This window comes from Scytonema sp. HK-05 (assembly GCF_963872035.1).
GTDB lineage: Bacteria > Cyanobacteriota > Cyanobacteriia > Cyanobacteriales > Nostocaceae > Kalymmatonema.
Window position 1 is genome coordinate 21,159 of sequence record NZ_CAWMYC010000141.1, and the last position, 11,783, is coordinate 32,941.

The 11,783-nt window shown below is 46.1% G+C and carries 8 protein-coding genes and 1 pseudogene; 1 reads left to right on the plus strand and 8 read right to left on the minus strand.

The window, feature by feature from the left end:
- Both AACT52_RS32065 and AACT52_RS32070 read right to left on the minus strand, forming a co-directional pair.
- The gene (locus tag AACT52_RS32065) at positions 1–1,560 is read right to left on the minus strand and encodes an EthD domain-containing protein (protein WP_096549626.1); all 1,560 of its coding nucleotides are present in this window, start codon (positions 1,558–1,560) and stop codon (positions 1–3) included.
- 132 nt (positions 1,561–1,692) lie between these two features.
- The gene (locus tag AACT52_RS32070; protein WP_073634670.1) at positions 1,693–2,040 is read right to left on the minus strand and encodes a carboxymuconolactone decarboxylase family protein; all 348 of its coding nucleotides are present in this window, start codon (positions 2,038–2,040) and stop codon (positions 1,693–1,695) included.
- Between the two features lie 617 nt (positions 2,041–2,657).
- On the opposite strand from AACT52_RS32070, the gene AACT52_RS32075 reads away from it, so the two are divergent.
- Positions 2,658–2,981 (plus strand): DUF1816 domain-containing protein, encoded by a 324-nt coding sequence (locus AACT52_RS32075; RefSeq protein WP_073634671.1) that lies wholly within the window; start codon positions 2,658–2,660, stop codon positions 2,979–2,981.
- Positions 2,982–3,212: 231 nt separating this feature from the next.
- Here AACT52_RS32075 and AACT52_RS32080 read toward each other — a convergent pair whose 3' ends face one another.
- The 6 genes and pseudogenes from AACT52_RS32080 to AACT52_RS32105 form a co-directional block, all read right to left on the minus strand.
- Complete coding sequence (locus tag AACT52_RS32080) at positions 3,213–3,515, minus strand: hypothetical protein (protein WP_073634672.1); 303 nt, start codon at positions 3,513–3,515, stop codon at positions 3,213–3,215.
- 234 nt (positions 3,516–3,749) lie between these two features.
- On the minus strand, positions 3,750–5,177 hold the full coding sequence (locus AACT52_RS32085) for an ATP-binding protein (RefSeq protein ID WP_073634673.1): 1,428 nt from the start codon (positions 5,175–5,177) through the stop codon (positions 3,750–3,752).
- 2 nt (positions 5,178–5,179) lie between these two features.
- Positions 5,180–6,859, minus strand: a complete 1,680-nt coding sequence (locus AACT52_RS32090; protein WP_073634674.1) for a response regulator — start codon at positions 6,857–6,859, stop codon at positions 5,180–5,182.
- Positions 6,860–7,026: 167 nt separating this feature from the next.
- On the minus strand, positions 7,027–9,201 hold the full coding sequence (locus AACT52_RS32095; RefSeq protein WP_073634675.1) for an AGE family epimerase/isomerase: 2,175 nt from the start codon (positions 9,199–9,201) through the stop codon (positions 7,027–7,029).
- 38 nt (positions 9,202–9,239) lie between these two features.
- On the minus strand, positions 9,240–11,360 hold the full coding sequence (glgX, locus tag AACT52_RS32100; RefSeq protein WP_073634676.1) for a glycogen debranching protein GlgX: 2,121 nt from the start codon (positions 11,358–11,360) through the stop codon (positions 9,240–9,242).
- A gap of 42 nt (positions 11,361–11,402) precedes the next feature.
- Positions 11,403–11,678: pseudogene (locus tag AACT52_RS32105) on the minus strand (DUF1830 domain-containing protein); the annotation flags it as partial.
- Between the last annotated feature and the right edge of the window lie 105 nt (positions 11,679–11,783).

Here is an 11,783-nt window from a genome sequence, read left to right on the forward strand (position 1 = left end):
TTAAGCTGTGGTGATCAACTTCAGTAGTTCACTAGGGGCAAAAACATCACGGTAAAACGTTAGCTGCTCGGTTTTGAGGTAGCACGCACCTCTGTGACCACGTCGCATCCAGGTGACACTTCCCTTGGCAAGTGTTTCATTGGTTTCGTCGTCTACACACTTCCATTCAAAGTAGGTAATTTCACCATGAAACATGACGATGGGCCAGCACATGGTTACTCCTGGTTGAGCAATTAATGCCCACCAGTGTTGCTCTCGCGCTTTTTGTTGTTCCAAGCCATAATACGGACCATCCTGACAGAAATAAACGAGATCATCGCGATATTCGCCAGTTAAAATATCGCCTCTTCCCTGTCTCAAGGCCTCGCAATGAGTGGGCCACCATTCCTTGTTCTCTTCTTCAATCTGTTCCAGTGTGTAATAAGAATCTATTTGTGGCAGCCTCTGTTCTTTAATCGCCACGAACTTTTCGGCATCCTCAATGAGTTTTTTCGCTACATAGGGAGTAACGAGCCCTGGCTTAGAATAATCAGCTGCCAAATCTTTGTAGTAATTAGTCCGCGTTTTTAGGGAAGTATTTGTAGTGTTTTGCAAATCATTACCATAACCATTAGAGGAACCATTGTTCAAGGAACCATTCGAGTTTGAAATCATAAGATTTTGAGCTACCATGAGAGATGATATGTCCTCCTTGAGTTGATTGGTTGCTCCGATGTTTGTGATCAGTTCTGCTACTGTAGAACTCCGCTGACCGGCTAGAGTCATCTGCCCGTCGTAGACAAAAGTGTAAGCAGCTCGCTCGGGAAAGGCGTTGATTTGTTGGACATACTTGGACTGATTTTTTACAGCTTGAGCGTACTCTTTTGATGCAAAGAACTTTCCCATTTCCAAAGGATTCGAGAAAGCAATTTCAAAAGCTGCTTGATACTGTTTCTCTTGTGGTTCATAATGAATTACTCCCGCAGCATCTGGACGTGAATTGTCTACTTCCTCAAACAGATGCAATCGGAACTTGAGAACTGAGTTACTCTTGACAACAGCAGGAGCAAAGCTGTCTGCCATATATTTGCGAAACTCATCCACACTCACAGCATCAGATTTCTTAACCATGACGTGGAACTTCAGGATACCCAGTTTTCCGTTTGGATCACCCCTTTCGATGCCATCAACATAGGTTTTGGAATTGCCAGGGCTAGTGTTGTATCCAATTGCCTTGCTGAATAAGTTGTGTTCGTCATCCATCAGAATGGCAGCAGCTTGGAACCATGTCTGACGGTCTTCTTCTGTCTCAAAGGTTAATTGGGCAATGCCATCGAACTGGTCTTCAGCGAGAGTGTTGTACTCGATGCCATCAATAGCTGGCAGCAGGTCACCCTCATTATGACCCAAGTGGAACTGCCAGTATTGGTGCTGACCTGGTAGTCGGGCGCAGACTGGACCATGAACATCTCTCCAGTAGTCATCGAAATTATCTAACGTTATTCCCTTCTTTTTCCACAAAAGAACGTAGAATACTGCTTTGCCTTTTTGATCGCGGATTGCATAATCGGCCTTCTTCATTGCTAATATCATTTGTCCAATACCTCTTTGTTTGCATCAGAATAACCGAATTAAGCTACGCGAACAGCCCGGAGAGTTAAAGTGAACCGCATTTGCGCATCCTCAAAATTAAGCGATTAATTCTGTATAATTTTAAGATTGAGAACCTAGAATTTCATTCAGGGTACCGAAGCAACCTGCTGCTTTATTGAATCCTGCATAAACGCACATGAACAAAAGTATCTCCTCGATTTCCGCCCTCGTGGCTCCTTGCTTGAGAGCCATATTCACATGTGCTGCAAAAGGATTGCCGGAACCTGTATGGTCCTGATTCACAACATCAACTGCAATGGTGATTAGAGCTTTGGTCTTTTGGTCAATTAATGGTCTGCCCCATGCTTCACCTGCTATCCTCGTAACAAAGTCACCAAACTTCGGGTTGATACCTTTTAAACCCTCTTGAAGTTCTTTGTCATCCAAAACTGCATTTTTGTATTTCATTGGTTAAATTTCCTCAAGAACACTAGATTCTTAACTGGAAAAGAAGAGTGACTTTTTCTTAAGTCTTTGCTCATTAAGTTTAAGGAACGCCAAACACGACCACAAGGGTCGATTTTTCGGAACAAGTTTGCATTGTTTCGGTTCTACTTGTCTACTTGATGCCGAGCTAGCTTCATCTGGCGATTCATTGCGATCATTTGTTGAGACAGTCAACGACCAGCGGCCAGTTTACGAACATTGCTCAGCCACTCGCATTCCCGACAACGAGCGTGTGTTTAACTTCATAGTCAACCTGATTGGGGGTTTGATTGCCTACACTTACCGCGAGAAAAAACCGTTTGGAAAACCGAAACAATGCAAACTTGCTCCGAAAGATCGGTTCTTGCGGTCATGTTTCGCGTTCCTTAAACTTAATGATCAAAGACTTAAAAAAAGTCCCTGGGTGGGTAGGCACAAAAAAACTGCACTCCCGATATAAGGCAATAGGCAAGAGCCACGGGGTAATACGCAATGGAAGAAAACCCATAGCCCCTTCCCTAACTCCACACTAGATGTTTATTTAGACCGACCTACTTACCTCACTTTATAGTCATACCTTGAACTTTCGGGAACACCCCATGAATTTGACAACAACCTTTAAAGATGAGCATTTGGAATTTGCCTTGTGGGTGGAAATTACCACTAAGCAGCCCTGCTGTACCTACTACTTTGGACCTTTTTTAAGTCCGCAGGAAGCTCAATGGTTTCTACCTGGCTACATTGAGGATCTAGAAGAGGAGGGATATGAAGAAATTCGTATTCAATTTAAGCAGTGCCAGCCAAAAGAATTAACTATTTTTGAAGAAGGTAGTGATTGTTTTAGTGCCTATGATCCCCAAGCAGTAGCAAAACAGAAGTGTCTAATCCATCTAGAGCAAGACCTCAAAGGACTGACCAAATAATTATGAATTATGAATTCATAATTTTTGGTACAAGCCCCTCAATTTATGATGGATAAAAATCAATTTATTCCTGAGTTCAAGCCCCGGCATTTATGCATGGGGTTCTAATTATCAATTGGTAATTATTAATTATGAATTAGATTGACTACATCGTATCATACCTATAGACAAATCTTTACCCACAGTTCTCAGAATCTCCCCTAGTTTTTTAGACTCTCTGCTCATGCCCAATCAGTAGTTTTGGGCTGCCAGTTCCATCGCCTTTTTAAATTCTGTGAGCAGACCTTCAGTCAAGGTCCTATAGTTACGTAAGATTTGATGGGCTTGCTTGTGGGTGAACTCAATCTCAGGGTGAATTGTAGGGAAAGCTTCGACTATGACTTGATGTCCCATTGCATACCATTTCTCAATAACTTCTAGGATCTCGGCAGAAAAACCCCAAATGTCTTTAGTCGTATCCCTGTGTCTGGTTAGTTCGGAGAGCGCTTCATTTCTCAATTCCTTGAGGGCTGCTGTCAGTTCTGCAATATCCATAGTTTTGCTTGCTACATGTTGTGGTTGTTTTCTTGTGCTGTATATTGCGAGCCTTCAGTTAATTTGACAATATCCTGGTCACAATTCCCGACTTAAAATGATCCTAGAAAAGTTCCGCGTCACAGAAAAACCTCTATTTGTGGTAATATATTAAATAAACAATAAATGCCTCTTTGCTCTCTGGGAGATTCCAATAATGCTTGCAAAGGGCATTTACATTGTATCAGATGATCCTTAAGTGCGCTTTGCTGATTGTTTTAGAAAGATATCCTTGTCCGCTAAAATGGGTAAAATAATCTGAAAGCGGGTGTTTCCTGATTCGGAAAACAAGTAGATTTCGCCTTTATGCTTCTCAACAATCCTGTAGCTAATGACCAGACCTAAGCCGGTTCCCTTACCCACCCCCTTAGTGGTAAAGAACGGCTCGAAAATGCGCCCTTGAATCTCTGGCAAAATGCCTGGACCGTTGTCGGTAATCTCCACCAGTATGCAGCAGTTATTCTCTCGTGCTGTGCGAATGCAGATTTGTCCCTGTCCACCCATTGCATCGATGGCATTGTCAATTAGGTTGGTCCACACTTGGTTGAGTTCACTACCATAGGCACAGATGAGTGGCAAGCTCCGGTCATAATCGCGCCTTACAGTTATACCGCACTTGAGCTTATGACCCAGAATAGTCAGCGTATTTTCGAGACCGTGGTGTACATCCACCTCCTGCATCGGAGCCTGGTCCATATACGAGTACTCTTTGATTGCTTTGACCAGTTCGGAGATGCGCCCCGAGCTTTTGTCGATCTCGTGCAACAAATTAACCCCTGTCACCGTTGCCTCGAGCCAAGTCAGCACTTTGCCGAGCAATTCAGATTCAGTGGTCAACTGCTCCACAATGGTATCCAGCGATTGAGTGCCCAATCCTGCCCAAACTAGGGTGGGGGCGATTTTCCAGCTATCAGGCACGTTGTGTGAGTCCAACCAGGCTGTGACCTCCTCCTCCCGGTCAATCTGCGTCAGTGGATCTAGGTGGGATGATGTTTCGGGACGTGCGAGCGCGTTGCGCAGCAAGTTGTCAAGAAACAAAAGCTGCTCTTGTGTCATCTGCTTTTGATTAAGCTTGAGTGCAAAGGATAGCAACTGTTGAAATATCTCCTGCAAGTGCGAGGCACTTCGGGAGACCGCTGTAACTGGGTTATTCAGCTCGTGGGCAAGACCAGCAGCTAAGGTGCCGAGTGCAATTAGCTTTTCGTGGTGCTGTGACGTTGTCTCCAGGATTTGCACCCGTTGCGCTGTAATGCTCAGAAGGTCACGTGTAATCGAAGGACAGATTGTGAGCATTTCCCAGAAAGTTTTTGTGTCCCATTTCAACAGATAGCTTGCTTTCACGGCCTGCGCATTGGCAATATAGGGTCTGTTTAATAAAATCAACTCATGACCCGTATATGTTCCAGGACCAAAGGTCATCACATGCCTTTCCACATTGCCAACCTTTTTTGTTAGCTCAATCTCGCCTTCTATCAGCACATAAAAATTGTCTAACGGTTCTCCTTCAAGGGATAAGTATTCTCCTGGAACCAGCCAGAGTTCGTGACCGTGTTCAGACAACCATTGCAATTGCTCATCTGTCAATTGTGCAAAGAGCGAACAAGAGCGCAAAGCGTCCAACATAATTACACCTTGCTAAGATATTGATGGATGAACTGAACGGCGATCGCACCTTCGCCCACCCCGGAAGCGACTCGCTTTACCGACCCATAACGCACATCTCCAGCGACGAAGATGCCGGGTACACTCGTCTCAAGTAAAAAGGGGTCACGATCCAGGGTCCATCCTTTAGGGCAACGCCGTTCGCGCATCAAGTCAGATCCAGACAGGATAAACCCTTGTTTATCTCGCTCCACAATACCATCCAACCAATCGGTACGCGGCAGCGCACCGATAAAGATGAACAGCGAAGTTGCGGGAACAGTTTGCTTCTCGTCAGTGACGATATTAGCGATCGCGATCGCCTCCAGGCTAGTCTCACCTTTGACCTCGACGACACTGGAATGCACCTTTACTATGATGTTGTCTGTCGCCGAAATCTGCTCAATCAGGTACTGTGACATGCTTTTAGCGAGGGAGTCGCCGCGTACTAGAATGGTTACTTTGCGGGCGTACTTAGAAAAGTACATCGCCGCCTGTCCAGCCGAGTTCGCCCCACCGACGATATAGACCTCTTCACCGCTACAGGCGATCGCTTCGGTCTGCGCTGCACCGTAGTACACGCCAGCCCCAGTCAGCCGTTCGATACCGGGCATGTTGAGCTTCCGCCACGTCACGCCGGTCGCAATCATCAGCGCGTGACAGCTGATCTCGCTCCCATCCGCCAGGGTGACAATCCGATAGGGGCGCTCCACGCGAACACCAGTCGCCTCTTGAGGTGTGAGGATCTCCACGCCAAATCGTCTAGCCTGAGCCACGGCACGCCTAGCCAAGTCCCCTCCACTAAGTCCAACTGGAAAGCCCAAGTAGTTTTCGATGCGGGAACTCGACCCCGCCTGCCCCCCTGGAGCCTCTCGTTCAATCATCACCGTGCTTAGCCCTTCAGATGCCCCATAGACCGCTGCTGCCAGGCCAGCAGGTCCAGCGCCCACGATGACCAGGTCGTAGAACGGTCGTTCAGCCTGCGTCTTCAGCCCAATTTTCTCACCAATTTGGACGTTCGTCGGCTGTATGAGACGTGAACCGTCAGGAAAGAGTACAAGCGGCAGCTGTTGCGTATTATCACACTCGGCGTATATAACTAGGCGGCGCGCCTCTTCATGTGTCTCGATGTCCAACCACTGATAGGGCACTTGATTGCGACCCAAGAAGTCTTTGGTTTGATGTGACTTAGGCGACCAGCGGTTGCCAATGACGCGAATCCCTGCAAACAGGGGACGGAACGATGAAAGCCAGTCATCGAGCAAATCATTCAGAACGGGGTACAAGCGCTCTTCAGGGGGGTTCCATGGTTTCAACAAGTAGTAATCAATCTTCACAGTGTTGATGGCACGGATAGCAGCATCGGTGTCAGCATACGCCGTCAGCAAGACCTGTTTAGCCTCGGAAAAAAGTTCCATTGCTTGTTCAAGGAACTCCACGCCACTCATCTGCGGCATCCTCTGATCTACCAGCAACAGCGCCACTGGCAGATTGCGTAGTTTCAGCTTTTGTAGCACCTTCAAGGCTGTTGCACCTGAGTCCGCTCGCAGTACCCGGAAGCGCGTGCCGTACTCGGTTCGGAGGTCACGCTCTACTGACCGCAGAACTTCAGGGTCGTCGTCTATCGTAAGCAGTGCAGGTTTAGCTAGTACAGGATTAGCCACAATCGCTCCTTAAAAAGTTTTTGCAATATAGCTAGCGGTTCTCAATTGCCTGCAATACGTTCAGGCTTAAGGAGTCAGAAGACAAAAGTCAGGAGTTAGGAGTTCCAATATTCTGACTCCTGACTCCTTTAATTTAGGTGCACTTCATTTAAGAATTGCAATACAACCTATACACTTGCCATCTCGACACTCTCATACTTATCCAACACGGTGACGCCCTCGCAGAATGCACTCATCTTGAGGAAATGCAACACATGCTCAGGTGCACCAATTACATAGATTTCAACATCGGCACCCAGCTTTTGCTTAGTGAAAATGAGGGCCCGCAGACCAGCACTGGTTATACATTCCAGGTTTTGTAGCAACAAGACGAGGCGTTTGATTGGCTTTTGCGTTGCTTTTTGCAACTCTTCTTGAAGCAGTTGTACAGCACTTGCATCCAGTAAGCCAGTCAAAGATATCTTGGCAGTACCTTCAATTACATCTAGCAGAGTTGCGTTAAAAAATACCTGAGTGGGAAGAAGCCTCACTCGAACTTTCAGTTCGTCTTGAGTAGATGGCAGTTTGACAGTCAGGCTTTCGGCATTAAAATCCGAATACAGTTGCCCATTAATCCATACTTCGCCAATGCGCACGCTGCCAGGTGGAAGAATATCTGGCCCAACCCGCAGGATGTTGTCCTTAAAGCCTCCTGGCTTCGGTTTGAAGTACAGATCCATCGGCTGTTTAGTAATCAGCAGGTTTGTATAGACACAAGCCAAGTAGGCCAACTCGAACGAGTGGTAACCGCTCATCGCGTGGCTGCCTTTGCCTCGCTCAGTTCTTCCCAGTAGGTAAGGAAGTCCATTGGCAAAAACATTGAAGTAGATACCTCCAACTTCGGTATCAAGGAAGTAAGAGTTATAAAAAGCTGCCGATTCACGACCCAACCTTTGATACTCAGGGTTTTCAAGTGAGCCAGCCAGGACCAGGTAGGCTAAGATAGCCTGTTCCTGCTGCCACCAAGCCTTGCGGTTATGCCATACAAAGCGGTGTACCTCTTGCCCTGGTTCTAGTATGCGTTCCACGACATCATACCACCCCCCACGCTGTTGGTCGCTACCAACTGCAGGCATAATTCTTGCAATCTTTTCGGCCAGGGCTGCATACTTTTCTTTTGGTTTCAGGTGGTGCATACGCATGAGGTTCCAAGCAATTTTGAGGTTGTGGCCCACAACTGCTCGGTTCTGCTGCCATCCCCAAGTCTTGTCGTGGCTCCAATCCTCATGAAAACGTTCCTGAACAAACGGGCTATGATCGTAATCTGGGAAACGCTTTTCAATTGTGTCAAATGTGTACTCAAGCAAATCGGCGTATTCGTCCTTACCTGTCGCCAGCCAGAGATTGATTAGATAGGCTGGGGCATGGTCTCCTACCGAGTTCCAGTTCTTTTTCGCCCGGTTATGGTTCAAAGACTGGCAGTGGGGACTGAGGGTAATCGGATCAATGTGTGAGAAAAACCCCCCTTTGTCCGTTTTGTCCAGGAAATATTTGTTAAACAGATTGATGGTCAACTCAATGTCATTCATAATGCGTGGATCGCCTGTTACCCGGTAGGTCTGGGTAAGGCCAGCCAGTGCATAAATCTGCTCATAAGCTGGGATAGCATCATAATCATCCCCAAATTCTGAGGAAAATATTTTCTGCTCGCTGCCATCAGGTTTCACGTCAACAGCGTGGTACCAATAGCAAATTCCTTCGCCCTCATCGAGAAAACGCATGTGTTCACGCAAGTATTCAGTCCCTTTTTCGGCAGCCTCTAGGTAACGGTCTTCCCCAGTCATCAAGTAGGCTGTGGCGAAACCGTAAACCAGACGCGAAATGGTGTCGGTTTCCTGACGATTGGTTCCTCGCTTTGTACCAACCCAGCTTAGCTCCGTGCGATAATTACGATAATCAATTTCCCCATCAATGAACTGCGCTTTTAGATAAAAATTGGCAAGGCTTTGTATCTGCTTGACCCACCAATTTGGTTTTTCAAAAACATACTCACTTTCTGTTCTGCCCAGAAAGACTATATGTTTGCCTTCAAATTTGTACTGATCCGCCTCAAGATAGAAAATGCCATACACGAAGAGATACCGATTTGGGACAAGCATTGATCCAATTTGGTTAATACAATCGTAGTAAGGCTCTCCAAGATTGCGCACCAGCTCAGCAGAGGTCATTGAAGTTAATGCTACCTCAATTTTCCTGCCATCTGACGTGTTGAGGTCGAAAGTACCAAAAGCTCCCTTTTGTGAGTCAAAATCAGTAATATAACCAGCGATCGAATCTGAAAACGAGAAGCCCATGTTACTCATTGAATTTCCTCTATTTGTAGAAATTAGCTATTTGGAAACTATTTGGAAATTAGAACGACAACGCTATAGCCTTTAACAAGACAGGCATGATCTGAAACCATAATCTCCTGACCCGGTTCCACAATATCCATGGGGGAAGACTCAGCAGTGTCTACAACTTTGTACCATTCCCTATCCTGAAGAAAGGGAAGTTCAAAGTGGAGATTTTCGCAGTACATATTGAGCATGACGTGAATATCTGCCGACCCTTCAAAGCCCCCTACAGTAAATGCAAGAACTTTGGCATGAGGGTCGTCCCAACCTGGGTTAAACAACTTACAGCTATGCCAAGAGATGTCTGCTAGATCGCGCTCATTCACTTCGCCATTGAAGAAATAGCGGCGACGTAAGGCAGGATGACAATAGGACTTGCGGAAACCGATCATTAGCTTGAAGAACCTGAATATATCCGAGTTCTTCTCCACAAGATTCCAGTCAAACCAACTAATCTCATTATCCTGGCAGTAAGCATTATTGTTGCCCTTTTGCGTGCGTCTGACTTCATCACCAGCCAGAATCATTGGTACGCCCAGGGACAGCAAGAGAATGGCTGCGAAATTTTTAATTTGTCGCCGACGCAATGCATCGATTTCTGGATCTTCAGTCTCTCCTTCAACCCCACAATTCCAGCTCAAATTTTCATTGATGCCATCCCGATTGTCTTCACCATTGGCTTCATTGTACTTGTCGTTGTACGAGACCAAATCATTGAGGGTGAACCCATCATGACAAGTGATGAAATTGATACTGTTGATCGGTAAATGGCCGCTGCTTTGGTAAAGATCGGCACTTCCGGCAAGGCGCCAGGCGACTGCGCCGACCAGTCCTGGATCTCCTTTGACAAAGCGCCGGATGTTGTCTCGGAAGTGTCCGTTCCATTCTGCGTAACGATATCCAGGGAATGTACCAATTTGATAGAGTCCGCCGGCATCCCAAGCCTCAGCAATGATTTTGGTCTGAGCTAGGACTTCGGATGTTTCAATCTGCCAAAGTACTGGTGGTTGCTCGATTGGTAATCCGTCCTGCCCACGAGCTAGGATAGAAGCTTCATCAAACCGGAAGCCATCAACGTGCATTTCTCTCACCCAAAATTTCAGACAATCCACAATCAATTTACTCACCATAGGGTGGTTGCAGTTGAGGGTATTCCCACACCCGGAGTAGTCCATGTAGTACTGCTTATCGTGGGGTACGAGGTGATAGTAGACGCTATTATCAAGGCCTTTGAAGTTAATGGTTGGGCCCTGATGATTCCCTTCGTTGGTGTGGTTAAAGACCACATCCAGGATGACCTCGATCCCAGCTTTATGTAATGCCTTGACCATATTCCGAAACTCCCTAATGGGGCTTCTTTCACAAGGAGAAGCACAATACGAAGTTTCAGGAGCAAAAAAGCTGAGCGGGTTGTATCCCCAGTAGTCTTTCAGTAGTTTGCCGTTAACTTCTCCGATAAAGTCCTTTTCATCAAAGTCAAATATCGGCAACAATTCAACAGCTGTTATTCCTAACTCTTTCAGGTAAGGGATCTTCTCGATGATTCCATAAAAAGTACCGGGATCTTTGCAGCCTGAGGAAGGTGACTTAGTAAATCCGCCAACATGCACTTCATAAATGATGGTTTCACTCATTGGTCGGTTGAGGGGACGGTCACCTTCCCAGTCATAATCTGAGATATCGATGACTACACTGCGCATCGAGGTGGTCAGGTTGTCTTGTGACCCCAAAGCATCGATGCGGTTCCAAAGGGCATTGCTATTGCTCTTAGCGTAGGGATCAATCAGTACCTTGTTTTTGTTGAAGCCGTATCCTGCCCCGTGTAAATCCTGAGGACCGTCAACTCGATAGACATAGGCAGCGGCGGGTTTCAATCCTCTGACATAGACATGCCAGAAGTGGAATGTTTTATTTATTTTTGGGTTTAATTTAATAATCTGTATAGGTTCTGGGTCATCATGCTTATCAAACAACAGCAATTCGACAGATGTGGCATGCTGTGAAAAGATTGAGAAGTTTACTCCGTCTTTGTCCGGAGTCGAACCCAAAGGATGTGTACTTCCCGGTTCTACTTGGTACGTCGTTCTAGCTAATTTCGTCTGATATTTAGGTGTTGTTGCAGTCATTTTGCCATTCTTCTCACTATAGAGTGTCAATTAGTCATTTACCTCAATTCCGCAGCTAATTTCTTCGTTGATACGTAGGCAATTGCAGGGAATCTTATCCGATAGAATTGCACTGACCATCATGCCCGTATGAATTTCCAGTTGAGCATTTGGCAGTGTTTGAAACAAGAGATGTTGTCCTGGGAAAATAACTCGCTCAAAGTACCAATTTGGAATATTTGTGATCCGAATCACCTGAATAAGGTTAGTAGCATTAACGTAGCTACAAAGAAGTTGACCGGAATGCTCAGAAGGCAAAGGAGCAAGAATTTGAGCCATAATTGCAGGACTTATGCTGAATCATACTGCTAATTAGCAACCCTATATTTTGGGCGTTAACCCTGGTTTTTAATTGAAACCAAAAACTCGGCCTTTCACTTTACT